Origin of the sequence: Cryobacterium sp. TMN-39-2 (assembly GCF_004402745.1) — a bacterium.
Lineage (GTDB): Bacteria > Actinomycetota > Actinomycetes > Actinomycetales > Microbacteriaceae > Cryobacterium > Cryobacterium zongtaii.
The window spans coordinates 251615-275415 of sequence record NZ_SOFX01000027.1; the positions used below are offsets into that span (position 1 = coordinate 251615).

At 67.9% G+C, this 23801-nt stretch carries 23 protein-coding genes and 1 tRNA gene; 3 read left to right on the forward strand and 21 right to left on the reverse strand.

Annotated elements, in window-relative coordinates:
- Positions 1 to 19 precede the first annotated feature (19 nt).
- The 9 genes from treZ to E3O57_RS09305 all read right to left on the reverse strand — a co-directional run bounded on the left by treZ (position 20) and on the right by E3O57_RS09305 (position 12259).
- A complete protein-coding gene (gene treZ / locus E3O57_RS09265) occupies positions 20 to 1786 on the reverse strand; it encodes a malto-oligosyltrehalose trehalohydrolase (protein ID WP_241990360.1) in 1767 nt (588 codons plus the stop codon).
- Entirely contained in the window at positions 1783 to 4104 is a 2322-nt protein-coding gene (gene treY / locus E3O57_RS09270) for a malto-oligosyltrehalose synthase (protein ID WP_103479542.1), read from the reverse strand. Before treY ends, treZ begins: the two co-directional genes overlap by 4 nt.
- 5 nt (positions 4105 to 4109) lie before the next feature.
- Entirely contained in the window at positions 4110 to 6338 is a 2229-nt protein-coding gene (glgX, locus tag E3O57_RS09275) for a glycogen debranching protein GlgX (protein ID WP_103479622.1), read from the reverse strand.
- A gap of 106 nt (positions 6339 to 6444) precedes the next feature.
- Positions 6445 to 7479, reverse strand: coding sequence for an LLM class flavin-dependent oxidoreductase (locus E3O57_RS09280; RefSeq protein ID WP_103479543.1), 1035 nt, complete (start codon positions 7477 to 7479; stop codon positions 6445 to 6447).
- A gap of 82 nt (positions 7480 to 7561) precedes the next feature.
- A complete protein-coding gene (locus tag E3O57_RS09285) occupies positions 7562 to 9025 on the reverse strand; it encodes an FAD-binding oxidoreductase (protein WP_103479544.1) in 1464 nt (487 codons plus the stop codon).
- Between the two features lie 114 nt (positions 9026 to 9139).
- Positions 9140 to 10804 carry an ABC-F family ATP-binding cassette domain-containing protein gene (locus tag E3O57_RS09290; RefSeq protein WP_088456357.1) on the reverse strand — a complete coding sequence of 555 codons (1665 nt, stop codon included), beginning with the start codon at positions 10802 to 10804 and terminating at the stop codon, positions 9140 to 9142.
- Between the two features lie 55 nt (positions 10805 to 10859).
- The gene (locus E3O57_RS09295; RefSeq protein WP_103479545.1) at positions 10860 to 11288 is read right to left on the reverse strand and encodes a YchJ family protein; all 429 of its coding nucleotides are present in this window, start codon (positions 11286 to 11288) and stop codon (positions 10860 to 10862) included.
- Between the two features lie 20 nt (positions 11289 to 11308).
- Positions 11309 to 11824 (reverse strand): heme-binding protein, encoded by a 516-nt coding sequence (locus E3O57_RS09300; RefSeq protein WP_088456359.1) that lies wholly within the window; start codon positions 11822 to 11824, stop codon positions 11309 to 11311.
- 84 nt (positions 11825 to 11908) lie between these two features.
- A complete protein-coding gene (locus E3O57_RS09305; protein ID WP_088456360.1) occupies positions 11909 to 12259 on the reverse strand; it encodes a zinc ribbon domain-containing protein YjdM in 351 nt (116 codons plus the stop codon).
- Positions 12260 to 12516: 257 nt separating this feature from the next.
- Between E3O57_RS09305 and E3O57_RS09310 the strand changes: the two genes are divergently transcribed.
- Complete coding sequence (locus E3O57_RS09310) at positions 12517 to 13143, forward strand: hypothetical protein (RefSeq protein WP_133159795.1); 627 nt, start codon at positions 12517 to 12519, stop codon at positions 13141 to 13143.
- A complete protein-coding gene (locus E3O57_RS09315; RefSeq protein WP_088456362.1) occupies positions 13140 to 13934 on the forward strand; it encodes a PspA/IM30 family protein in 795 nt (264 codons plus the stop codon). The genes E3O57_RS09310 and E3O57_RS09315 overlap by 4 nt, the downstream gene beginning before the upstream one ends.
- Before the next feature lie 144 nt (positions 13935 to 14078).
- On the opposite strand, the gene E3O57_RS09320 is transcribed toward E3O57_RS09315, so the two are convergent.
- The 10 genes from E3O57_RS09320 to rplU all read right to left on the reverse strand — a co-directional run bounded on the left by E3O57_RS09320 (position 14079) and on the right by rplU (position 21024).
- Positions 14079 to 14154 (reverse strand) — tRNA-Ala (locus E3O57_RS09320).
- 73 nt (positions 14155 to 14227) lie between these two features.
- Positions 14228 to 14713, reverse strand: coding sequence for a ribosome silencing factor (gene rsfS / locus E3O57_RS09325; protein ID WP_103459897.1), 486 nt, complete (start codon positions 14711 to 14713; stop codon positions 14228 to 14230).
- Positions 14714 to 14785: 72 nt separating this feature from the next.
- Positions 14786 to 15532 carry a hypothetical protein gene (locus E3O57_RS09330; protein WP_103479546.1) on the reverse strand — a complete coding sequence of 249 codons (747 nt, stop codon included), beginning with the start codon at positions 15530 to 15532 and terminating at the stop codon, positions 14786 to 14788.
- Positions 15533 to 15738: 206 nt separating this feature from the next.
- Positions 15739 to 16341 (reverse strand): nicotinate-nucleotide adenylyltransferase, encoded by a 603-nt coding sequence (gene nadD, locus E3O57_RS09335; protein ID WP_255416811.1) that lies wholly within the window; start codon positions 16339 to 16341, stop codon positions 15739 to 15741.
- Positions 16342 to 16343: 2 nt separating this feature from the next.
- Entirely contained in the window at positions 16344 to 16550 is a 207-nt protein-coding gene (locus E3O57_RS09340; protein WP_088456365.1) for a hypothetical protein, read from the reverse strand.
- Positions 16551 to 16656: 106 nt separating this feature from the next.
- Positions 16657 to 17946: a glutamate-5-semialdehyde dehydrogenase gene (locus tag E3O57_RS09345; RefSeq protein WP_088456366.1), complete on the reverse strand. Its 1290-nt coding sequence runs from the start codon at positions 17944 to 17946 to the stop codon at positions 16657 to 16659.
- 4 nt (positions 17947 to 17950) lie between these two features.
- Complete coding sequence (gene proB / locus E3O57_RS09350) at positions 17951 to 18751, reverse strand: glutamate 5-kinase (RefSeq protein WP_088458016.1); 801 nt, start codon at positions 18749 to 18751, stop codon at positions 17951 to 17953.
- Between the two features lie 20 nt (positions 18752 to 18771).
- A complete protein-coding gene (gene obgE / locus E3O57_RS09355; protein ID WP_088456367.1) occupies positions 18772 to 20355 on the reverse strand; it encodes a GTPase ObgE in 1584 nt (527 codons plus the stop codon).
- An 84-nt stretch (positions 20356 to 20439) separates the two neighbouring features.
- Positions 20440 to 20697, reverse strand: a complete 258-nt coding sequence (gene rpmA, locus E3O57_RS09360) for a 50S ribosomal protein L27 (protein WP_066595878.1) — start codon at positions 20695 to 20697, stop codon at positions 20440 to 20442.
- Positions 20698 to 20715: 18 nt separating this feature from the next.
- Positions 20716 to 21024 carry a 50S ribosomal protein L21 gene (gene rplU / locus E3O57_RS09365; protein ID WP_066595881.1) on the reverse strand — a complete coding sequence of 103 codons (309 nt, stop codon included), beginning with the start codon at positions 21022 to 21024 and terminating at the stop codon, positions 20716 to 20718.
- Positions 21025 to 21284: 260 nt separating this feature from the next.
- Here rplU and E3O57_RS09370 point away from each other — a divergent pair, with 260 nt between their 5' ends.
- A complete protein-coding gene (locus E3O57_RS09370; RefSeq protein WP_088456368.1) occupies positions 21285 to 21548 on the forward strand; it encodes a DUF4031 domain-containing protein in 264 nt (87 codons plus the stop codon).
- Positions 21549 to 21555: 7 nt separating this feature from the next.
- Here the strand turns inward: E3O57_RS09370 and E3O57_RS09375 are convergent, their stop codons facing one another.
- A complete protein-coding gene (locus E3O57_RS09375; protein WP_103479547.1) occupies positions 21556 to 23010 on the reverse strand; it encodes a hypothetical protein in 1455 nt (484 codons plus the stop codon).
- Positions 23000 to 23797 (reverse strand): TIGR03943 family protein, encoded by a 798-nt coding sequence (locus tag E3O57_RS09380; RefSeq protein WP_241980143.1) that lies wholly within the window; start codon positions 23795 to 23797, stop codon positions 23000 to 23002. Before E3O57_RS09380 ends, E3O57_RS09375 begins: the two co-directional genes overlap by 11 nt.
- Positions 23798 to 23801 lie beyond the last annotated feature (4 nt).

Sequence of the window (23801 nt, forward strand, 5' to 3'; positions counted from 1 at the left end):
AGCTGGCGGGTAGATGGACCTAGGCGAGGACCGCGACCGAGTGCGGCGGCAGCAACACCCGGCCGGCGTCGAGCCGGGGGCTCGCATCGGCGTTGTTCGCGAAGGCGAGCAGGACGCTCTGCCCGGCAACCGGAACGGACCGAGCGGTCGCGGAAAGGTTGATCACGATCTCGGTCTCGCCGCGGGACAGCAACAGCCAGCCGTCCGCCTCGTCATAGGCCACCGCGACCCGCGCGAACCGTGGATCGGTCAGGTCGGCGAGCCGGCGACGGAGACCCGCGAGGTCACGGTAGAACGCCAGGAGACGACCGGAATCGCCACGCTGCAGTTCGGACCAGTCCAGTTTTGACCGCTCGAAGGTGGCCGGGTCCTGGGGGTCGGGCACCACGGCCGGGTCCCAGCCCATCCGGGCGAACTCGCCGATGCGGCCCTCTGCGGTGGCCAGGCCGAGTTCAGGCTCTGGGTGCGAGGTGAAGAACTGCCACGGTGTGCGCGCCCCCCACTCTTCGCCCATGAACAGCATCGGGGTGAACGGGCCGAGCAGGGTGAGTGCGGCGGCGATGCCCAGCTGGCCGGTGTCGAGCTGGGCGCTGAGCCTGTCGCCGATGGCCCGGTTGCCGATCTGGTCGTGATTCTGCGAGGCGACGACCAGCCGCCAGGCCGGCATCCGTTCGGTGTCGACAGGGCGGCCGTGGTGGCGGCCGCGGAAGGTGGACAGGGTGCCGTCGTGGAAGAACCCGCGGGTGAGCACCTTCGCCAGGGCGCCGAGGGGGGCGAAGTCGGCGTAATAGCCGACAGTCTCACCGGTGAGGGCGACGTGCACGGCGTGGTGGAAGTCGTCGCTCCACTGGGCGTCGAGTCCGTACCCGTTGGCTTCACGGGGGGTGATCAGCTTGGGGTCGTTGAGGTCCGATTCGGCGATGAGGGTCAATGGGCGGCCCACGGAGGCGCTGAGCACGGCCACCTCGCCGGCGAGCTGTTCCAGCAGGTGCACCGCGGAGTGGTCCTTGAGGGCGTGCACGGCGTCCAACCGCAGGCCGTCGACGTGATAGTCGCGCAGCCACATCAACGCGCTGTCGATGATGTACCGGCGCACCTCGTCGGAGTCCTGGCCGTCGAGGTTGACCGAGGCGCCCCAGGTGTTGCCCTCGGCGTCGCTGAGGTAGGGCCCGTAGTTGGGCAGGTAGTTGCCGCTGGGGCCCAGGTGGTTGTGCACGACGTCCTGGATCACGCCGATGCCGGCCGCGTGGCAGGCGTCGACGAACCGCTGGTACGCCGCCGGGCCGCCGTAGCCCTCGTGCACGGCATACCAGAGCACACCGTCGTAGCCCCAGTTGTGAGTGCCGTTGAAGCCGTTCACCGGCAGCAGCTCGACGAAGTCGACACCGAGTGACACGAGGTGGTCGAGCCGGCCGGCCGCGGCCTCCAGGGTGCCCTCGGGGGTGAACGTGCCGATGTGCAGCTCGTAGATGGTGGCACCGGCGAGCTGACGACCGGTCCAGGCGTCGTCCTGCCAGGTGTGCGTGGCCGGGTCGAAGCTGCGGGAGAGGTTGTGCACGCCGTGCGGCTGGCGGCGGGATCGCGGGTCGGGAAACGGGCCGGCGCCATCCAGCAGGAAGCCGTAGTCGACACCGTCAGCGCTGCCGGGCAGGCTGCCGTGCCACCAGCCGGCGTCGCCGCGGGTCATCGGCGCGGTGGCGTCGCCGGCCACCAGCCCGACGGTCTCGGCGGCGGGCGCCCACACGTCGATCGGAACGGCGACGACGTCGGGGTTGTCTGTCGTCACGGGGTGGCCTCCTCGATAGCGGTGGGTGCGGTGATGCTCGCGGGGATCAACAGCGCAACCGGATAGCGCGACAGCAGGTCGGCCAGACGCACCTGGCCGCCGGCGAAGCGGATGCCGGTGAGAGCATCCTGCCAGTCGTGCCCGGCGAGCATGATCGTGGTGTCACCCCAGCCGGTGCGGGCGAGCGCGACGGGCAGCCGGGTGGCGACGGTCACGGCGCCGCCGCGGTCGTAGGCCACCACGTGGGCGGCGGCCGGGCCGAACGCCTCGACCGGTGCGTGCCGGACGAACAGCTCCGGCCGATCACGGCGCAGGCGCAGGGCGTTGGTGGTGACGAGCAGTTTCGCGGCGCCGGTTTCATCGATCGGGGGCAGCCAGCCCGCGCTGACGCGGTCCAGGTAGCCCCGGCGCACGGTGTAGTCCACCGGGCGGCGGTTGTCGGGGTCCACGAGCGACATCTCCCAGAGTTCGCTGCCCTGGTAGACGTCGGGCACACCGGGCGCGGTGAGCTGGATGAGCTTGAGGGAGAGCGAGTTGCTCCAGCCGGCCTGCTTCACCCTGTCGACGAAGGCGGTAACGGTGCGGGTCAGGGGCCCGTCCTCGGCGAGTTCCCGAACCAGGGCGCGCATCCGGTTTTCAAAGTCGTCGTTGGGCGCGGTCCAGGTGGTAGAGAGGTTCGCTTCCCTGGACGCCTTCTCGGCATAGCCGATGAGACGGTCGGTGGAGGCGGGCCAGGAGCCCACGATGGCCTGCCAGAGTAGGTTCTCGAACGGGGCGTCGCCGAGCGGGGCCAGGGCACGCAGCTCGCCGAGCACAGCGGTCCACTCGTCAGGGATCTCGGCCAGGACCGAGATGCGGGCCCGCACGTCTTCGCCGCGCTTGGTGTCGTGGGTCGACAGGGTGGTCTGTGAGGCGGGCGCAACGGCCAGCCGGGTCTGCTGGCGGCGGTGGAATTCCTCCACCGGCACCGCGAACTCGCTCGGGTCCGCGCCGACCTCGTTGAGGGAGGTGAGCCGGCTGTAGCGGTAGTAGGCGGTGTCTTCGACACCCTTGGCCATCACCATCCCCGAGGTCTGCTGGAACCGCACGGCCGCGGGGTGTGCGGGGTCGGTGAGATACGGCAGCAGGGCGGTGATGGTGGCGTCGAGGTCGGGCCGGCGCTGCCGGGCAAGTCGCACGGCGGTGTCGAGTTCGTGGCGGCCGACGGGCAGGTAGGAGCGGTAGACCGGGAACCAGGCGATCAGTTCGGCGAGGGCGTCGGCTGCATCGGGGACCTCGGGGATCAGACGGTCGAGTCGGCGTACCTCACTCTGCAGGATGCCGTCGGCGATGGCGCGCTTGCCGGTATAGACCAGTTCGGTCCAGGAGACGGCGCCGCCCTGCAGGGTGGCCTCCAGGGTGTCGAGGGCGTCCTGGCCGGCCGGGTCCACCAGGACCCTGTCGAAGTCGGCAAGGGCGTCATAGCCGGTGGTGCCGTGGGTCGACCAGCTGCTGGGCAGCTGTTCGCGGCCCTCCAGGATCTTCTCCACCAGCAGGTAGCCGTCCGGCATGGCGGCGTGCAGCCTGTCGAGGTAGCCGGCCGGGTCGGCGAGGCCGTCCGGGTGGTCGACCCGCAGGCCCTGCACCTGGCCGGTGTGCACCCAGCGCAGGATCTCGCGGTGGGATTCGTCGAAGACCCAGGGCACCTCGACGCGCACACCGGCGAGCGTGTTCACGGCGAAGAAGCGGCGGTAGTTCAGGTCGGTGTCGGCGCGGCGCCAGCTGACCAGTTCGTAGTGCTGCCTGTCGTGCACCACGGCGGCGGGGGCGCCGTCGTCCGCGGTGCCGGGAGCCAGCGGGAACCGGTTGTCGTAGTAGCGCAGTTCGTCGCCCACCACGGTGAGCTGGTCGAGTTCGGTGTCGCCGTCACCGAGTACGGGCAGCAGCAGCCGACCGTTGCCGGCGGGCCAGTCCACGTCGAAGGCCTCGGCATAGCGGGAGCCCTGCCCGGCTCGGAGCAGGTCCCACCACCAGGCGTTGCTGTGCGGCGTCTGGACGCCGACGTGGTTGGGGACGATGTCCACCAGGATGCCGCGGCCGGCCGCGGCCACCCGCTCCGACAGTCGGGCGAGCGCCTCGGGGCCGCCGCGGGCCGGGTCGATGCTGCCGTGGTCGATCACGTCGTAGCCGTGGTCGGAGCCCTCCTCGGCCGTGAGCAGCGGCGAGAGGTAGAGCCAGTCCGCGCCGAGCCGGCTGACGTAATCGAGCACACCCGCCGCCGCATCCAGATCGAAGGCCGACGTGATCTGCAGGCGATAGGTGGAGACGGGGATGCTCATGGTGGTTACTCGTGTCCTTCGGTCGAGGAGTACGGGTCCGGCAGCACCGGCAGGGTCAGCGTGGACGTCGGCGGCGACGGGTGGCTTGCCAGCGACGCGGCAACGGAGTGGTCCGGAGCAACCTCGGGCACGTGGTACTCGCGCAGCACGACGAGTGAGCGTCCCATCACGGTGTGGGTGGCACCGGCCGGGCGGGGCTCCGAATCGGCACCCTCTCCCCCGGTGTCGATCACGATCTCCCACGCGGGCGAGTACTCGGCGCTCGGCAGGGTGAATTCGACGTCTTCGGCATCCGCGTTGAACAGCAGGATGAAGTTGACGTCGGTGACCTCGCGGCCGCGGGAGTCGCGTTCCCGGATGCCCTGGCCGTTCAGGAACATGCTGACGGTGCGGGACCGACTTTCGTCCCAGTCCTCCGCGCGCATCTCCTGGCCGTCGGTGTTCAGCCAAACGATATCTGCCAGCGGGTCGCCCTCGCCGCGCTTGCCGGGGTGACCGTCGAAGAACCGGCTGCGACGGAAGGTGGGGTGCTCCTTGCGCAGGCGGACCACGGCGGACGTGAACTCGATCAGGGGCTGGTCGGCCTCGTCCCAGTGGATCCAACTCAGCTCGGAGTCCTGGGCGTAGGTGTTGTTGTTGCCGTGCTGGGTGCGGCCGAGTTCGTCGCCGTGCAGGATCATCGGGACACCCTGGGAGAGCAGCATCGTGGCGATGAAGTTGCGCTGCTGGCGGCCGCGCAGGGTGCGGACGGTGTCGTCGTCGGTGGGGCCCTCCACTCCGGCGTTCCAGGACCGGTTGTGGCTTTCGCCGTCGTTGTTGTCCTCGCCGTTGGCGTCGTTGTGCTTCTCGTTGTACGACACGAGGTCGTTGAGGGTGAAGCCGTCGTGCGCGGTGACGAAGTTGATCGACGCGACGGGGCGGCGGCCGGAGTGCTCGTAGAGGTCGGCGGAGCCCGAGATGCGGGAGGCGAATTCGCCCAGGGTGGAGGGCTCGCCGCGCCAGAAGTCGCGCACAGTGTCGCGGTACTTGCCGTTCCACTCCGTCCACTGCGGCGGGAAGTTGCCGACCTGGTAGCCGCCGGGGCCGACGTCCCAGGGCTCCGCGATCAGCTTGACCTGGGAGACGATCGGGTCCTGCTGCACGAGCTCGAAGAAGGTGGACAGCTTGTCGACGTCGTAGAGGTCGCGGGCCAGGGCGCTGGCGAGGTCGAACCGGAAACCGTCGACGTGCATCTCGATGGCCCAGTAGCGCAACGAGTCCATGATCAGCTGCAGCGAGTGCGGGTGGCGCACGTTGAGGGTGTTGCCGGTGCCCGTGTAGTCCATGTAGTACCGGCCGTCGTCGTCCATCAGCCGGTAGTAGGCGGCGTTGTCGATGCCCTTGAACGAGATGGTCGGGCCCAGGTGGTTACCCTCCGCGGTGTGGTTGTAGACCACGTCGAGGATGACCTCGATGCCGGCGGCGTGCAGGTTCTTGACCATGCCCTTGAACTCCTGCACCTGCTGGCCGAGGTCGCCGCTGGAGGAGTAGGCGTTGTGCGGGGCGAAGAAGCCGATGGTGTTGTAGCCCCAGTAGTTGCTCAGCCCCTGGTCCTGCAGGGTGCTGTCGTTGACGAACTGGTGCACGGGCATCAATTCGATCGCGGTGACGCCGAGCTTCTGCAGGTGCTCGATGACCGACGGATGCGCGACGGCCGCGTAGGTGCCGCGCTGGGACTCCGGCACCTCCTGCTGCAGCTGGGTGAGGCCCTTGACGTGCGCTTCGTAGATGACCGATTCGCTGTACGGGGTGCGCGGGGAGCGGTCGCCGGTCCAGTCGAAGAACGGGTTGACGACGACGCCGAGCATCATGTGCGGGGCGGAGTCCTCGTCGTTGCGGGAGTCGGGTTCGCCGAAGTTGTACGAGAACAGTGCCTGGTCCCAGTCCATGACGCCGCAGGTGGCCTTGGCGTACGGGTCGAGCAGCAGTTTGTTGGGGTTGGCGCGCTTGCCCTCGCTGGGGTTGTATTCGCCGTGCACCCTGTAGCCGTAGCGCTGGCCCGGCTGCACCTCCGGCAGGTAGCAGTGCCACACGAAGGCGCTGGATTCCCGGACTTCGACGGGGGTCTCGGCGCCGTTCTCGTCGAACAGGCAGAGCTCCACCCGCTCGGCGGCCTCACTGAACAGGGCGAAGTTGGTGCCGCTTCCGTCATAGGTTGCGCCAAGCGGGTAGGCAGATCCGGGCCAGGTTTCCACGGTGTACTCCTCGAGGAAGGTCAGAACGAAAGGATGAAGGTGGGTGGTTTGCCCGAGCCGGGCCCACGTGTTCACGCTACCCCGTCCGGGGCACGCCAAATTCCCGTCAGGCCATCATTTCGTGTACCAGAGGGGCTACCTCGGTGCCGTAGAGCTCGATACTGGTCATCAGCTTGTCGTGCGAGAGGGTGCCGAGACTGTACTTGAGGTCGAAACGGGACAGCGAGAGCCCGGTGGCCATTTTGGCGATCTTGGTGGCGACGGTTTGCGGGGAGCCGACGAACAAAGCTCCGTCGGGGCCGGCATCCTGCTCGAATCTGGCCTTCGTGGCCGGGCCCCAGCCACGCTCGCGGCCGATCCGGTCCTGCATGGCGCGGTAGTGCGGCCACATCTCTTCGCGTGCCTGCTCGTCCGTCGCGGCGACGTAGCCGGGTGAGTGCTCGCCGATGGGTTGCGGGTCCTTGCCGAATTGGTCGAGTGCCCGGTGGTACAGGTCGGTGAACTGGGCGAAGGCGAGAGGCTCACCACCGATGATGGCGAGCATCAGCGGCAGACCGTAGTGGGCGGCGCGCACCACGGACTGCGGGCTCCCGCCGACACCGATCCAGGTGCGGATGGAGCCGGATTCGGTCGGCGGGAACACCCGCTGCTCGGTCAGGGAGCCGCGGGTGCTACCCGACCAGGTCACCGGCGCTTCCTTGAGCAGTTCGGCGAACAGCTCGAGCTTCTCTTCGAACAGCTGCTCGTAGTCGCTGAGCTCCAAGCCGAACAGGGGGAAGGATTCGGTGAACGACCCGCGGCCGAGGATGACCTCCGCGCGACCGTTGGAGACGGCGTCGAGGGTGGCGAAGCGTTGGAATACGCGCACGGGGTCGTCGGAGCTGAGCACGGTGACGGCGGAGCCGAGCTTGATGGTGCTGGTCTGACCGGCGATGGCGGCCAGCACGACCTCGGGGGCGGAGACGGAGAAATCCTCGCGGTGGTGTTCGCCGATACCGAAGAAGCTCAGGCCCACCTGGTCGGCGAGCACCGCCTCGGCGACGACGTTGCGCAGCACCTGGGCGTGGCTGAGCAGGCTGCCGTCCGCGGCGTAGGTGACGTCGCCGAACGTGTCGAGACCCAGTTCCAGTTTCGGTGCCATGTGTGGTGCGCCCTTCCGATCAGTTTGTATGCATACGCATACTAGGGCTCAACGGGGCGCACCGGCGTTCTATTCCGTGTCGCTACTGAGTGTCGCCGGTCGCGGTGTCGCCGGGCGACCCAGTGCGGGTGACCGTCGTCGGAATGTTGTGGTTGAGCCTCAGCAGATTCTCGGGGTCGTACTCGCGCTTGAGGGCGGCGAGTCGCTCCAGTTTGGCCGGCCCGTAGACGGCCAGCGCTTGGGCCACCGGGTCGGTGCCGGATTCCGCGCCGAGGAAGTTCACATAGGTGCCGCCGGAGCCCAGCACCGCCATCTCCGCGCCGAACTCGCGCACGAAGGCCACTCGCTCGGCGTCGTCGGCAGGGTCAGTCCAGAATCCGTAGATGTTGAGCCAGAACCGCGCTCCCCGATTCGGGAACGGCGTGTCGTCCTCGGCCACCCTGGCGAAGGCGCCGCCCATGTGGTGGATATCGAAGGCGGTGCCGAGCCAGGTCTGCTCCGCTCCGCGGCGTAGCAGGGTATCGATCACCGCAGGATCCAGACTGTCGAAGGAGGTGTTCTTCCAGTAGCCGCGCACACCCTTGGGGAAGACCCCGTCGACGGCGGACTGCCACGCGGTCCAGGGCATCGGCTCGTCGGCCTCGATCGCGGGCGGGGCGGCGCGGCGCATCCGGTCGATGACCTCCCGGGCCCTGTCGGTGTCGGTGCCGGCCCAGGCGAAACCCAGCAGCATCAGCGGCTCAGAGCCGAGCCCCATGGCCGGCGGCGGCACCAGCACGCTGAGGATGGAGGTCAGCTCGTCTGGCAGGTCCCTGGTCCACTCGTCGTAGGCCGCCAGCGTCGCCGCCCACTGCTCCTTCGGGTAGACGAAATTGCCGGTCACCGGCCGCGCCGGCAACGGATGCGCCCGGAAGGTGAACGAGGACACCACGCCGAAGTTGCCGCCGCCGCCGCGCAGCCCCCAGAACAACTCGGGGTTCTCGGTCGCGCTGGCCCGCACTCTCGTCCCGGCCACCGTGACGACATCCGCCGCCACCATGGCGTCTAGGGTCAGCCCGTGTGCCCTGGTCTGCCAGCCGACGCCGCCGCCGAGGGTGAGACCGGCGATGCCGGTGGCGGAGACCACGCCCAGCGGCACGGCGAGCCCATAGGGTTCGGTTGCCCGGTCGATGTCGGCCATGGTCGCCCCGGCCAGTGCCCGCACGGTGCGGGCGTCCGGGTCGACCTCGACGGTGTTGAGGGCGGCGAGATCGAGCACGATCCCCGCGTCGACGGTGCCGTTGCCGGCCACGTTGTGCCCGCCGCCGCGCACGGCGAGGGGCAGCCGGTGCCTGGCAGCCAGGGCCAGGGTCGGCGCGATGTCGCCGGTAGCACGGGCACGCACGATCAGCAGGGGCCGGTGGTCGATCATGCCGTTCCACACCCGCCTCGCGTCGTCGTAGCCGGGGTCGGTGTCGACGATCAGGTCTGCCTCTACGTCGGTGCGCAGGTCCTCAACCAGCCGGCGGGGATCTGTGCCGTTCTCGGGGAAGGTGCTCGATGTCATCGGGAGTCCTCCGTTGATCTACATCACGGGTCGACATCCATGACAGCACCCTCAGAGCCCGGCCGCAACGCCTGTCACGGCTTCGATGACACGGCCTCCGTCAAACGGTTTCCGTCACACGGACTCGGTCACCCGCCCATCCTCGACCGCCCAGTGCCGATCGAGGCGCACGGTGGCGAGCATCCGTCGGTCGTGGGTCACCAACAACAGGGTGCCCGTGTAGGACTCGAGTGCCTGCTCCAGCTGCTCGATCGCGGCGAGGTCCAGGTGGTTGGTTGGTTCGTCGAGCACCAAGAGGTTCACGCCCGTGGCCTGCAACAGGGCGAGACCGGCGCGGGTGCGTTCACCGGGTGACAGGGCGTCGGCGGGTCGGCTGACGTGGTCGGCGGTGAGGCCGAACTTGGCGAGCAGGGTGCGGATCTCGCCGGCCGAGAGCTCGGGCAGCCGCTGCTCGAAGATGGCCACCAGGGTCTGCTCGCCCGTGACGCTGGCCCTGGCCTGGTCGATCTCGCCGACGGCGACGCTCGCGCCCAGGCTTGTGGAACCGGAATCGGCCGCCAGGCGGCCGAGCAGGGCGCGCAGCAGCGTGGTCTTGCCGGCGCCGTTGGGTCCGGTGATGCCGATGCGCTCCCCCGCGTTGACCTGCAGGGAGACCGGACCGAAGACGAAGTCACCCTGGCGGATGAGCGCTTCGTTCAGGACCGAGACCACGCTGCTCGAGCGCGGTGCGGCGCCGATGGTGAACTCGAGCTGCCATTCCTTGCGCGGTTCGTCGACCTCGTCGAGACGACTGATGCGGCTCTCCATCTGGCGTACCTTCTGCGCCTGCTTCTCGCTGGATTCGGCGGCGGCCTTGCGTCGGATCTTGTCGTTGTCCGGAGACTTCTTCATGGCGTTGCGCACACCCTGGCTGGACCACTCCCGTTGGGTCCGGGCCCGGCCGACCAGATCGGCCCTCTTTTCGGCGAATTCGTCGTAGTCGGCGCGCTTCTGCCGTCTGGCCGTCTCGCGCTCCTCCAGGTAGGAGTCGTAGCCGCCGCCGAAAACCCGGTTGGCGCCCTGGGCGAGGTCCAGTTCGAGGATCTTGGTGACCGAGCGGGCCAAGAACTCCCTGTCGTGGCTGACCAGCACGACTCCACCGCGAAGGCCCGTGACGAAGCCTTCCAGGCGTTCGAGCCCGTCGAGGTCGAGGTCATTGGTGGGCTCATCGAGCAGCACGATGTCGAATCTGGACAGCAGCAGGGCGGCCAGTCCCACCCTGGCGGCCTGGCCGCCGGAGAGCGATGTCATCAACGCGTCCGCGGCCACGTCGGCGTCGAGGGAAAGACCGAGGTCATACAGCACGGCAGGGAGCCTGTCATCGAGGTCGGCCGCACCACTGGCCAGCCAGCGGTCCAGGGCCACCGAGTAGACATCGGCCGGGTCAGCCCCGCCCGGTGCGGCTGGTTCGGCCAGGGCAGCGGCGGCGGCGTCCATCTCCCTGGTCGCCTGGGCGCAGCCGGTGCGACGACCGATGTACTCCGCCACGGTCTCCCCTGGCACCCGTTCGTGTTCCTGGGGCAACCAGCCCACGAAGGCATCCGCCGGCGACAGGGCAACGGAACCGCCCTGCGGCTCGTCGAGGCCCGCGAGCAGGCGCAGCAGGGTGGACTTGCCCGCACCGTTCACGCCGACGATACCGACGACATCGCCGGGTGCGACGGTGAGGTCGAGGGAATCGAACAGTGTGCGGTGGGCGTAGCCACCGGCCAGGGCCTTGGCGACGAGTGTTGCGGTCATGGGTCCAGTTTCCCATCTGGACGTGACGCGCCCGACGCCCCGTCGATTCCGTTGCTCAGTCGGCCGCGTCGAGGTACAGCCAGGCGCCGGACACCTTGACGAATCGGCTGACTTCGTGCTGCTGAGCCCGCCGGCCGTCCTGACGCGAGTGTGCGGTGAATTCCACGACGCCCTCGGTGTCGAACAGGGTTCCCCGCTCGGTCCGGTCGATGTCAAGCCGCATCCACCGCACAGTCGTGTCCAACTCGATGGTGTCGGGCCGAGTTCTCGGATGCCAGGTGCGCAGGAGATAGCCTGCGTCGCCGACCGCGAAGGCCGAGTAGCGCGATCGCATGAGCTGCTCGGCCGTGGCGGCTCGGGCGTCGCTGCGGTGCAGGCGCCCGCAGCAGTCGTCGTAACTGTTGCCGCTGCCGCACGGACAGCGTACGGGAGCGGCGGGGATCGATGCCTGGTCTGAACGGGCTGCAGATGCTGAAGGGGGCATCCAGCCATTATCGACGCCCGTCAGGCCGAGGTCACTCGCACCAACGCCTCATTGCGCCCCCGGAGTCCGGGCCGGAACGGCGGGTCGAACCGTGCGTAGTAGACCGGCCCGTCCGGCAGGAGATCAGCGGCCTCCAGCGACCCGAGCAGGGAACGCCCGTGATCGGTGAATCTCTTTGTGCTCCAGCCCCCGCCGAACCGCAGGACCGCGGCCTCGTGGGCGGGCAGGACGATTATCCGCAACCTCTCGTCCAGTGGCAGGGGCGCACGGTCCGGGTCCGACTCACCCGGGAGCACGAAGCTGATCAGGTGCGCGGACTCCCCCGCCCGCTCGTGCAGCACCGGCGGCGCCATGGGGATCGTCGTTGCCGACAGGTTGTTGCCGGCGAGATAGTTCTGCAGCGGCCGGAAGCCCCGGCTCGCCGCCCGCGTGAAGCCCCCGTCGACCTGCACCTGCACGAGAACACAGTCCGGATAACGGCGCACATCGAAGCCAGGGAAGGCCCGCACCACGGTGTACTGCTGCTGCTCGGTCATATCGGGGAGTGTAATCCGAAGGCCCCCACTTGGGGGTGGAATCTGGGGCTGCAATCGTGACCCCCTTGACTGCCGAGCCGAGGGCTAGGCCTTCTTGACGACCCCGGACTTGAGCTGCATGCTCACTCCCTCGATTCGACATTCGATGTCGTGATCGCCCACACCCTGGCGCAGGCGGATGCCGCGCACCTTGGTGCCCACCTTGATGACGGTAGAGCTGCCCTTGAGTTTGAGGTCCTTGATGATGGTCACCGAATCGCCGTCGGCCAGCACGCTGCCGTGAGCGTCGGTGATCGCGGCATCCTGCACCGGCTCACCGGCGGAGGCGGCCCCTGCCGCCCACTCGTGCCCGCACAGTGGGCAGACCAGCAGCGCCCCCATCTCGTAGGTCAGTTCGCTGGAGCATTCCGGGCACGGCGGCAGGGTCTCATTCACCTCCCCATCGTAGAGCGGGGGCCCAGAGTCGATGGTCCCGCCCGCGGTGAGCCGTTGGCGTCGCCGCGGGTTGACGAGAGCGTTCAGACAAGAACAGGGCATTCCCCGACAACTCCACGCTAATGAGCGTATTTTGCCCGGTAGAGCGTGCCGTCGTTCGGGACGGCACCGCACCAGCCCTGGGATGAAGGTGGAGATATGACCCTGCACGTCCTTAAGAATCCGCCACTGGCGAGCGGACGAGGCGGGTGGTTGACGTGAGCGTCCTCGCTGAGATCCTGATCGCCCTCGCGGCGATCATGGTCGTGTCCACCGTCACGGTCATCGTCATTGCACGCGTGCTGTACAGGCGGCTACGGCGAAGTCGGGCTCTCAACGGTGCCGTGCTGCGTGTGCGCACGCGGGTGAGTGTCGGCCCGAACCACGAAATCCTCCGCCTTCGGTTGCGTCTGAGGGACTCGCTCGCCAGTGGACAGGCCGCGGTTGACCTCGCCGTGCAGAGCGGAGGCCCGCATGGTGAGTTGCAGAGGCTCGTCGGACGGTTGCAGAACGAGGGCACCAGAGTGGAGTCGCAATTGCTGTTGCTGGCCACCGAACGGGACCCTGTCGTGCTCCGAGAGACTCTCCCGGTGGCCAGTCGGCGCGTCGACCAGATCACCGGGTTGGTGGGGCGGGTCCGTTCCGTCGTTGCCGCCGGCCTCGGTGTGCGCACCGATGACACCCTCACGACCCTGGGCGCCGACGTGGACCGTGAGATCGCCGCCGTCGACGCCGGTGTCGCGGAGTTGCACGCCCTCACCCTGCTGGACGGGTTGCCCACGCCGGAGCGGACCTCGATGCAGCAAACCTCGGCGCACCGGCTAGACAAAAGGAGCACCCCATGACCTTCACCAACCGACTGCGAGTCATCTTCCGGAGCAAGGCCTCCCGCACCCTGGACCGACTGGAGGACCCGCGTGAAGCTCTTGACGACAGCTACGAGCAGCTGGTGCGGATGCTGCAGGACGTGAGGTTGGGCCTGGCCGAGGTTGCCACCGCGAAGAAACGGATCGAGCTGCAGGGCCAGGAGATGGGCGCCAGGCACCAACGGCTGGCCGACCAGGCCGATTCCGCCCTGAACCAGGGCCGGGAAGACCTGGCCAGGACCGCTCTGGAACGCCGCTCCCTGCTGGAGGGCCAGGTGGCCGCACTCCGTGACCAGTACACCCTCCTGCAGAAGCAGCAGGGGCAGCTGCAGGACAACGAACGGCGCCTGGCCGAAAGGGTAGCCGCGTTCCGCACCGAGAAGGAGAGCATCAAGGCCAGCTACGCCGCCTCGCAGGCGCAGGTGAAGGCGAACGAGGCCGCGGCCGGCCTCGGCTCGCAGATGAGCGAGGTCGGTGTCAGCCTCGACAGGGCCAAGGACCGGATCGTTCAGATGCAGGCCCGCGCCGCCGCGACCGACGAACTGCTCGCCAGCGGCGCCCTCACCGATCTCACTGCCCCACCGGATGCCGACCTGGAGCGCCAGCTGTCGTCCGGGGCGACCTCGGCAGAGGTTGAGCGGCAATTGCGAGCCATGAAGGATGCCAGGACGGCACGCCAGGGCCGGCCGGCCGGGTCTCGGGGAGCGGGGCCGGACGCGTGGCTCAGTATCGGGAATGGTCCGACCGGGCCAGGTCCTGAAGCCCCCTGAAGTGTGCCGCCAACTCGCCAACGCCGGGTGAGAAGAGCCGGCAAGAATTCCCCAGAAATATTTCCGGAAATTCTTTTCACCCGGGTTCACAGCACGACGAAAAAACCCCCGATGACTACTGTCATCGGGGGTTTTCCTTGTGCTTGGTGGATCCGAGGGGATTCGAACCCCTGACCCCCTGCATGCCATGCAGGTGCGCTACCAGCTGCGCCACGGACCCAGACTTTGTTTCGAATTCCTCCGAAACAACTTCATTAGGTTACTACATGTTTTGAGTGCTCGCGAACCAAACGCTAGTCCGCGGCGTCAATTTCCACGGTGGATTCGACATCCGCGGCGTCGACGGTCGTGTTTGCGGCGCCGTCTGCGGAGGTGTCGACGGACTCGTCGGACGAGGCGGCCTCGTCGATGGCGCGGGCACTGGCCTGGTCGATGGGGATGACCGGGCAGTCCTTCCAGAGGCGCTCGAGGGAGTAGTAGACGCGCTCTTCCTCGTGGAACACGTGGACGACGAGGTCGCCGAAGTCAACGAGAATCCAGCGCCCTTCGGCGCGTCCCTCGCGGCGAAGCGGCTTGTAGCCGGCCTCGATCAGCTTGTCCTCGATTTCGCCGGCGATCGCGACGACGTTGCGTTCGGAGCGTCCCGTGACGATGAGGAAGATGTCGGCCAACGGCAACGGGTTGGAAACGTCAATGGCAACGAGGTCCTCCCCCGCTTTCGAGTCGGCGGCGGCGGCAGCCACCTTGAGGAGCTCGAGAGCGTGGGCAGAAGCGGTCATCGATTGAATCCCTGAGTTAGTAAAAGCGAAAAAGATGGCATGAGGAGATATGGGGTTGGTGGATATTCGGGGTTAGTAGATATTGAGGGCGTAGCCGACGACGAACAGCGACAGCACACCGATGGCGAGCACCGCGGCGGTGATCGCGAGAACCGTTGGCAGGGAGGCGCCGCGTTTGCGAGGCGGCGTCATCACGCCCCGGGTGGAGGTGTGGGTGCTCACGGCGCGGCTGGCGCTCACGGGTGCCACATCGTTGTGGTGACCGCCCTCGTCGAGCTGGTCGAGCATGCGGTCCATTTCGGACGAGTCGAACAGGTTCGGGTGCTGACCGGTAGCGCCCAGGCTTCGCGGGAGGTCGATCGATCCCGTGATCATGATCTCCCCGGTGCTGGTGATGGGGCCGCCGGGGCCCTGACGCGGGATGGACGGCAGGATCAGGGCGTTGGTGGTCGTGGGCATGCCGCCGGCGCCGACGCCGCGGCCCACGAGGTCGTCGAAGGTCGCGTCGTCGCGGCGCCCGATGGTCTCGATGTGGCTGTCGTCCTCGCGGTCCATCGACCAGTGGCCGATCGGCGGGTGCAGAGAGTTGACCGCGGCCGGCGCTTCGGTTCGGGGCTGGTCGTCAGCGGGGGCGGAGCGGGGTGCGGAGACCGGAGCCGGTGGGGCCTGAGAAGGTGCGGCCTGTGCCTGGCCGGAGACCTCGTCGGCGGCACTCGCGGATGAGGCGGCCTGCAGGGCACGAAGCTCACGGCGGGTGAGGGTGCGACCGGCGTCGGCGACGGCCGGATCCTCGGGGACCGGCAGCGGGGCGGGGGCCACAGACGTGTGCCGCGAGTGGTGCGGCTCGGACTCGACAGGCTTGGACTCGACAGGCTCGGACTCGACGGGCTTAGCCTCGACGGGCGCAACGATGTCGCCTGTGGCAGTCTCCTCTGCAGAAGGCGTCTCTGTGACAGCCGGCTCGTGCTCCCGAGCCAACTCGCGCAACTGTCGTCGCGTCAGTGGCTGCGGGCTATTACCCAACGTCATGCCACACTCCGATACAGATGGTGCTTTGAGATGTACTGGACAACCCCGTCGGGGACCAAGTACCAGACCGGGAAACCCCGGTTCACGCGTGCCCGGCAGTCAGTAGACGAGATCGCCAGAGCCGGAACCTCCAGCAAGCTTACGTCCTGGTTAGGCAATCCTGAAATGCTCAGGTCGTGTCCCGGGCGACTCACAGCCACGAAGTGGGCCAGTTTCCATAGTTCGGCGACGTCTTTCCAACCCAGGATCTGAGTTATCGCGTCTGCGCCGGTGATGAAGAACAGCTCGGCATCCGGGCGTTCGGCGTGCAGGTCGCGGAGGGTGTCGATCGTGAAGGTCGGGCCGGTCCGGTCCACGTCGACGCGGCTGACCGTGAAACGGGGGTTGGACGCCGTGGCGATGACGGTCATCAGGTACCGGTGTTCGGCCCGCGTCACGTCGGTCTTCTGCCAGGGCTGCCCGGTGGGCACAAAAATGACTTCGTCGAGGTCGAAGCTCTGCGCAACCTCGCTCGCTGCGACGAGGTGCCCGTGGTGGATGGGGTCGAAGGTGCCGCCCATCACGCCGATGCGCGGGCGGTTCGGGGTCACGGCGCCGATTGTCAGTGGCCGTTGTGGCTGGCTGCGCCACCATGAGCCGCGGCATAGGCGTTGGCCTTGGCGCTGTGGCGGTTCGCGACGTCGCGGAAGCTCCAGACGACGAACCCGAGGGCGGCGAACACGATGAGGGCCACGAGGCCGTAGACCCAGGTCGCGACGGGCAGCTGGGTGTGCTCGACCTCGGCAAGGACAGCGGTCACGAACAACATGGAATCTCCGTTCAGGAATACTTTTTCGCGCTGCATCGGCGGGCGGCAGCGGTACCGCGACCAGTCTAGCGGGACGCTCCGCCCGTGCCGGTGAGCGGCACCGGCGCTAGTCGCGGATCTGGCCGGTACCGCGCACGATCCACTTGGTGCTGGTGAGCTCCGGCAGACCCATCGGTCCGCGGGCGTGCAGCTTCTGGGTCGAGATCCCGACCTCCGCGCCGAACCCGAACTCACCGCCGTCGGTGAACCGGGTGGACGCGTTGACCATGACCGCGGCCGAGTCGACCTCGTTGAGGAAGCGCTCCGCGTTGACGATGTCGTTGGTGATGATCGATTCGGTGTGCCCGGTCGAATACCGACGAATGTGCGCGATCGCGGCGTCAAGGTCGGCCACCACCTTGACGGACAGGTCCAGGCTCATGTATTCGGTCGCCCAGTCCTCGTCGGTCGCGGGAACCGCCGCCGGGTAGAGTGCTCGCACCGCGGCGTCGCCGTGGATGGTGACCCCGGCGCCGGCGAGCTTGGCGAGCACCCCTGGCAGCACCCGCGCGGCCGCCTGCTCGTGCACGAGCACGGTCTCGACGGCGTTGCAGACGCTGGGTCGTTGAACCTTGGCGTTGTGCACGATGTCCGCGGCCCACTGCTCGTTGGCGGAGGCATCCAGGAAGATGTGCACGACACCGGCCCCGGTCTCGATCACGGGCACCGTCGACTCGGTCACGACGGCCTGGATCAGCCCGGCACTGCCGCGCGGAATGAGCACGTCGACCAGCCCGCGGGCCTGCATCAGCGCCGTCGCCCCGGCCCGTCCGAACGGGTCGATGGTCTGCACGCACTCCCCCGGCAGGCCGGCGGCGACCAGCGCCTCGTGGATCAGGCCGACGAGTACCCGATTGGAGTTCTCGGCGGCGGACCCGCCACGCAGCACGGCGGCGTTGCCGCTCTTGAGGGCGAGAGCGGCGATGTCCACGGTCACGTTCGGGCGGGCCTCGTAGATGACACCCACGACACCGAAGGGCACGCGTATTTGGCTGATCTTGACGCCGTTGGCCAGGCTGCTGCCGCGCACGACCTGGCCGACAGGGTCGGTCAGCGCTTCGATCTCGTCGACGGCGTCGGCCAACGAGCGGATGCGCGCCTCGTCCAGGCGCAGCCGGTCGAGAAGTCCGGCAGTCAGGCCGTTCTCGGCACCGGCGGCCAGGTCGAGGGCATTGGCGGCGACGATCTGCGCCACGTTCTCGCGCAATGCCACGGCGATTCCCTGGAGCGCCGTGTTCTTCAGCCGGGTCGGCGCGGACGCCAGTGCGAGCGAAGCCGTCCGGGCTGCGACGAGCATCGCCGTGAACCCGTCAGGGCTGGAACCGGGCACGGCCGTGGCGGGTAGGGTCTGCGACATGCCGTCAGTTTAGGGCAGAACGCCTCACTGTTGTCGGGTCGGCCGGCTCGAACCAGGTGCCGATCGAGTCGCCGCGGAGGGCCTCGGCGACCAGCGCCGTCGACGTCACCAGGACCGCGGTTCCGGCCTCTGCGGCGATCCGGGCTGCGGAGACCTTGGTGCCGGCGCCGCCGGTGCCCACGCCGGACTGGGAGGAGCCGAATTCGACGCCGGGGAGGGTATCGCCCAGAGCCACGTGCTCGATTCGTTCCGCTCCGGGCAGGTGTGGGGGCCGGGTGTACAGCGCATCAACGTCGCTGAGCAGAACGAGCAGGTCCGCCTTGACGAGGGTGGCGACGAGGGCCGCGAGCCTGTCGTTGTCGCCGAACCGGATCTCGTGGGTGGCGACGGTGTCGTTCTCGTTCACGATCGGCAGGATGCGGAGGCCCAGTAGCCGTTCCATGGCGCGCTGGGCGTTGCTGCGCGGCGACGCGTTGTCGAGGTCACCCGCGGTGAGGAGCACCTGGCCGGCGACGATGTCGTACCGGTCGAGGCTGTCCTGGTAGCGGAAGATCAACAAGTTCTGCCCCACGGACGCTGCGGCCTGCTGGGTGGCGAGGTCGGTGGGACGCTCGTCGAGCTGCAGGTACGGCATCCCGGTGGCGATGGCGCCTGAGGACACCAGTACCACCTCGGCGCCGCGGCCGTGCGCTGACGCCAGGGCGTCAACGAGGGGTGCGATCTGCCCCACATTGGCGCCGCTGATCGAGGACGATCCCACCTTCACGACGATCCGTGCCGCAGTGCCGACGCCGCTGCGCTCCAGCGGCCGCGTCGCTCCTCCGGTCACTCGGAGTCGCCCTCCTTGACGCGCCGGCGGGCGGCGTTGTTCTCGGTGACTTCGCCTTCGCCGGCGTTGAACTCCTCTTCACCGGTGGACCACATACCGGCCTCGCGCTCACGGATGAGTTCGGCACGCGCGGCGGACTTGGCGTCCATGCGCTTGAGGTATTCCTCACGACGCTCGTTGCTGGTGCGGCGCTTGGAGTCGTCCATCCGACTGTCGGTACCACGCGGGGCAGTGATCAGCTCGGCTGTGGAGGTGAGGGTGGGCTCCCAGTCGAAGATCATGCCGTCGCCAGGGCCGATGACCACTGTCGAACCGGCGACAGCGCCGGCCTTGAACAGTTCGTCCTCGGTGCCGAGCTTGGCCAGTCTGTCGGCGAGGAAGCCGACGGCCTCGTCGTTCTTGAAGTCGGTCTGCTGCACCCAGCGTTCGGGCTTGGCGCCGAGGATACGGAAGATGTTGCCGAACGAACCACCCTCGACGCGCACGATGAAACCGCTGTCGTCGACGGGCTTGGGGCGGATGACGATACGCGGCTTGAGGGCCGCGGCTTCGGCGCTCGTGATCCGGCCGGCTTCGACGGTCTCGGCCAGGGCGAAGTTCAGCTGGCGCAGTCCCTCGTGGCTGACCGTGGAGATCTCGAAGACGCGGTAGCCGCGCTCCTCGAGTTCGGCCTTCACGAAGGCGGCGAGTTCGCGGCCTTCCGGTACATCGATCTTGTTCAGCGCGATCAGCTGGGGACGCTCGAGCAGGGGCGTCTGGCCCTCGGGCACCGGGTAAGCGGCGAGTTCGCCGAGAATGATGTCCAGGTCACTGATCGGGTCGCGACCGGGGTCGAGCGTGGCGCAGTCGAGCACGTGCAGCAATGCGGTGCAGCGCTCAACGTGGCGCAGGAATTCGAGGCCGAGCCCCTTGCCCTCGCTGGCGCCCTCGATGAGACCGGGCACGTCGGCGACGGTGTAACGCACCTCACCGGCATCCACTACGCCGAGGTTGGGCTGCAGGGTGGTGAAGGGGTAGTCGGCGATCTTGGGCCGGGCCGCCGAGATGGCCGCGATCAGGCTGGACTTACCGGCCGACGGGTAGCCGACGAGTGCGACGTCGGCCACGGTCTTGAGCTCGAGGTAGACATCGCCCTCGAAGCCGTAGGTGCCCAGCAGCGCGAAGCCGGGGGCCTTGCGCTTGGTGGAGGCGAGCGCGGCGTTGCCGAGTCCGCCCTGTCCGCCCGCGGCGACGACGATGCGGTAGCCGGGCTCGGTCATGTCGGCGAGCTCGTTGCCCTCCGCATCCTTGACGACGGTGCCCAGCGGCACGCTCAGCTCAATGATGTCGCTGCCGTACCCGTTGCGGTGGTCACCCATGCCGGGGCCGCCGTTCGCGGAACTGCGGTGCGGTGAACGGTGGAACGCGAGCAGGGTGGTCACCTGCGGGTCGGCGACGAGAACGATGTCGCCACCGTTTCCGCCGTTTCCGCCATCGGGGCCGGCGAGAGGCTTGAACTTCTCGCGTTTGACCGAGACACAACCGTTTCCTCCGTTGCCCGCTCGCAGGTGCAGCGTGACTTGGTCAACGAACGTGGCCATGGGAATGCCCCTTTCAGGTGGCGATACAAACAAACATGAGGACGAGCCGAAGCCCGCCCTCATGCTGAAAAGCTGTGTGGATGCCTAAGCGGCAGCTACCACGATGTTGACGACCTTGCGGCCACCCTTGGCACCGAACTCGACCGAGCCGGCTTCGAGGGCGAAGAGAGTGTCGTCGCCGCCACGGCCGACGTTCACGCCGGGGTGGAAGTGGGTGCCACGCTGACGGACGATGATCTCGCCCGCGCCGACAACCTGACCACCGAAGCGCTTCACGCCGAGGCGCTGAGCGTTGGAGTCACGACCGTTGCGAGTGGAACTCGCACCTTTTTTGTGTGCCATTAGTTATTCTCCTCGGGCCTAGGCGATGCCGGTGACCTGAACGCGAGTGAGCTCCTGACGGTGCCCCTGACGCTTCTTGTAACCGGTCTTGTTCTTGAACTTCTGGATGACGATCTTCGGGCCGCGAAGGTCGTTGAGGACCTCGGCGGTGACCTTGACGTTGGCCAGCGACGTCGAGTCAGAGGTGATCTTGTCGCCGTCGACGAGAAGCACGGCGGCCAGCTCGACGTTGCCGTCCTTGTCAGCCTTGATTCGGTCCATCGTTACGATGGTCCCGACCTCTACCTTCTCCTGCCGCCCACCGGCGCGCACAACTGCGTAAACCACTTTACGTACCTATCTCTGGGGAACCCCGGGGGCTCCGATTCCTATGATGGAAAGTTACCGAGTGCACATGGACCAAGTCGGACCATGTCACTTCAGAAAACCTTGGGCGCTACGTGGACAGAGTCCTTCGCACACCAACACTCGACTTTAGCTGATCGGAATGCCCCGGTCAAACCACCTCGAGAGGGCGTGTCGCGCCCTCGGTTCGATGGCGACGCCCTGGACAAGCTTAGGGCCGCGATTGTCCATACACTTTCAGCATGGGCATACTGATCGACCAGCCGGCCTGGGCGGCCCATGGCACGCTCTGGTCTCACCTGGTGAGCGACTCCTCGCTGGCGGAGCTGCACGCCTTCGCGGCCGCGCAGGGCATCCCCCGGCGCGGATTCGATCTGGACCACTACGACGTGCCCCAGGACCGCTACGACTCCCTGGTGGCGGCCGGAGCGGAGCCGGTCGACTTTCGCGGTCTCGTCACCCGGCTGCGGGCGAGCGGCTTGCGGGTCAAGGCCAGGGACCGCTGACAGACGCTCACCAGGTCGCGTCGATGCCCACGATGCTGCGAGTGATGGCCCCGGTTGACAGGTCGACGAAGAGTGTCGTCGCCGTGGTGGCCTGCGGGTCGACGGGGTAGCCATCCGTCACCTGGGTCTGGCTGTTCGGCACGGTCTGGATCGCCAGGTACTGGTCGTTGGGTGAGATGGCGAAGCCCACGATGGTCTCGTTGGGTAGCACCGGTTCGTAGACCACCCGCGTCGTCGGAGTCGCGGGGTCGCCCGTGACCAGGATCAGCGACTGTCCCACGCGCCCGGTCGCCTGGTCGAATTCGGCCACCCTCTGCACGTACCCCTCTCCCCCGGTGAGGAAGCGCAGTTCGGCTGTATACGGCGTGGTGCCGGCGACATCCTGCGGCACGATCGCCGCCTCGGCACCCGTGGACAGGTCGAGGATGTACTGGCGGTCCTGGTCTGACACGGCAATGCGCAGCCCGTCGGGGGCGAACGCGTTGAGGTTAGGGAATTGGCCGATGGGGATGGGTACGGTTTCGGTGCCTGCTCGGGGGTCTATCAGCAGCAGGGTGGTGTCGAAGAGCTGAGCCACGACCTCGGCGCGGTTGGCCATGAACCCCCAGGCGATGGCCTGCACGGGCTCACCATCGAGCCCGGTCACGGTGTCGACGGTGCCGCGGGTGAGGTCGAGCAGGAACAGGGTGTTGTCGTAGACGTGGCCTCCTGCTCCTGCTGCGCTGGTGAAGCGGAAGCCGATCGTGCTCGAGGACGGGGAGGCCTGCAGGTCGTGCACGGTTCCGGTGCCGGGCATGGTGAGTTCGGCGGAGCGGCCGTCACGGTCCACCAGACTGAGCGTGTTGGTGAGGTCCTCGGTGAGGGTGACCACCACGAGTTCGTCGCCGACAGGAACGAACGACTGGATGTATGGGGCGCTGAATGCGACGCTCGTCTCGGCGGATCCGACGGTGGTGCGTACGATCCGGTCGGGCGCCTTGGTCGGCTCGTTCGGCTGCGCCGGGGACCGGCTGAGCAGGTAGAGCGGCGCTTCGTCGGTGCGGAAGGAGACGGCGAGGTCGCTCGACCTGTCGGCGAACGGGCCGGTGACGTCGTTGACGGTCACCGTGTACTCGGTGTCGTAGGCGAGCGGCTGGGGGAAAACGATCACGATGGAATCGTTCCTGGTCTGCACGTCGACGACGCCGGCCGGGCTGACGGTGATCTGGTCCGTGCTCACCTCGGCGAGCTGCTGGTTCGTGTCGAGGACGAGCCGTTGGTTGGCCGTGGTGACGACGGCGCTCGTGTCGACCTGGAAACCGGTCAGCCGGGGCCCGTTGAGCACGTTGACGGCCACCAGGGCCAGACACAGCACGATCAGGCCGGTGAGGAGGGCGGCGAGGGTGCGGCGGAACCGCCGGCCACCGGCTGCGGTGTCCGGGTCGGCTGTCGAAAACTGCCCAGACGTGAGGTCAGTAGACATACGGGTCGCTCGGCTGGTCGACGGGCTCGATGGTGGTGGGAAGCACGGCGAGGGTGTCTGCGGATCGGGCGCTCGGGTTGCTCACGAAGGTGCCGGTCACCTGCACCCAGTCGTCGGTGTCGTAGCTGGCCTGCCAGCCGGGCTGGTAGACGGCAACGCCGATGGGCTGGGCGTCGACGGCGCAGCAGGTGACCACGAACCGGGCGGCGTAGAAGACGTTGTCGGGGTCTGCGGCGTCCGGCAGGACGAAGCCGGTGATGCTGGCCGTTTTGTCGGCGTAGAGGGCGGGATCCTCGGACTGGGCCAGGAGCGACACCCACTCCTTCACGCTCAGGCGTTCGTAGTCGCCGGTGCCCACCAGGGCGGCCGCCTCCTCCGCTGCGGCCTCGCTGTCCAGCCCGCCGGAATTGACCTCCCGTTGGGTGGCTGTGGCGCTGGTCAGGGTGGCCGGGGGCAGGGCCAGCACCGTGACCGTCGCGATGGCCAGAAGCAGGGCGCTGCCACTCAATGCCCAGGTCCGCCGGCCGGCGGACCTGCGGCCGGACGGCTCCGACTCCCCTGCCGCCGGGGTGCGAAACACGAAGCTGGCCACTACGAAGACGAGGCCGACAACGGCCATCACGGTGGTGAAGATGAAGTAGCGCGGGTGGATGTACAACCCGAGCTGCCCGGTGGCGCCGAGCCAGATGGTGGCCACCACGATCACCAGGCTCAGGCCGATGCCGCGCCAGCGCTCGGCCAGGTAGCCGGCCAACGTGCCCTTACGCGACATTTCCTTATGCGACATTTCC

Excerpts from the sequence above, each read along its gene's own strand:
- treY (WP_103479542.1), bottom strand. The coding sequence starts at position 4,104 with ATGAGCATCCCCGTCTCCACCTATCGCCTGCAGATCACGTCGGCCTTC.
- E3O57_RS09280 (WP_103479543.1), bottom strand. The coding sequence starts at position 7,479 with ATGGCACCGAAACTGGAACTGGGTCTCGACACGTTCGGCGACGTCACC.
- E3O57_RS09285 (WP_103479544.1), bottom strand. The coding sequence starts at position 9,025 with ATGACATCGAGCACCTTCCCCGAGAACGGCACAGATCCCCGCCGGCTG.
- E3O57_RS09290 (WP_088456357.1), bottom strand. The coding sequence starts at position 10,804 with ATGACCGCAACACTCGTCGCCAAGGCCCTGGCCGGTGGCTACGCCCAC.
- E3O57_RS09295 (WP_103479545.1), bottom strand. The coding sequence starts at position 11,288 with ATGCCCCCTTCAGCATCTGCAGCCCGTTCAGACCAGGCATCGATCCCC.
- E3O57_RS09300 (WP_088456359.1), bottom strand. The coding sequence starts at position 11,824 with ATGACCGAGCAGCAGCAGTACACCGTGGTGCGGGCCTTCCCTGGCTTC.
- E3O57_RS09315 (WP_088456362.1), top strand. The coding sequence starts at position 13,140 with ATGACCTTCACCAACCGACTGCGAGTCATCTTCCGGAGCAAGGCCTCC.
- rsfS (WP_103459897.1), bottom strand. The coding sequence starts at position 14,713 with ATGACCGCTTCTGCCCACGCTCTCGAGCTCCTCAAGGTGGCTGCCGCC.
- E3O57_RS09340 (WP_088456365.1), bottom strand. The coding sequence starts at position 16,550 with ATGTTGTTCGTGACCGCTGTCCTTGCCGAGGTCGAGCACACCCAGCTG.
- E3O57_RS09345 (WP_088456366.1), bottom strand. The coding sequence starts at position 17,946 with ATGTCGCAGACCCTACCCGCCACGGCCGTGCCCGGTTCCAGCCCTGAC.
- obgE (WP_088456367.1), bottom strand. The coding sequence starts at position 20,355 with ATGGCCACGTTCGTTGACCAAGTCACGCTGCACCTGCGAGCGGGCAAC.
- rpmA (WP_066595878.1), bottom strand. The coding sequence starts at position 20,697 with ATGGCACACAAAAAAGGTGCGAGTTCCACTCGCAACGGTCGTGACTCC.
- E3O57_RS09370 (WP_088456368.1), top strand. The coding sequence starts at position 21,285 with ATGGGCATACTGATCGACCAGCCGGCCTGGGCGGCCCATGGCACGCTC.
- E3O57_RS09375 (WP_103479547.1), bottom strand. The coding sequence starts at position 23,010 with ATGTCTACTGACCTCACGTCTGGGCAGTTTTCGACAGCCGACCCGGAC.
- E3O57_RS09380 (WP_241980143.1), bottom strand. The coding sequence starts at position 23,797 with ATGTCGCATAAGGAAATGTCGCGTAAGGGCACGTTGGCCGGCTACCTG.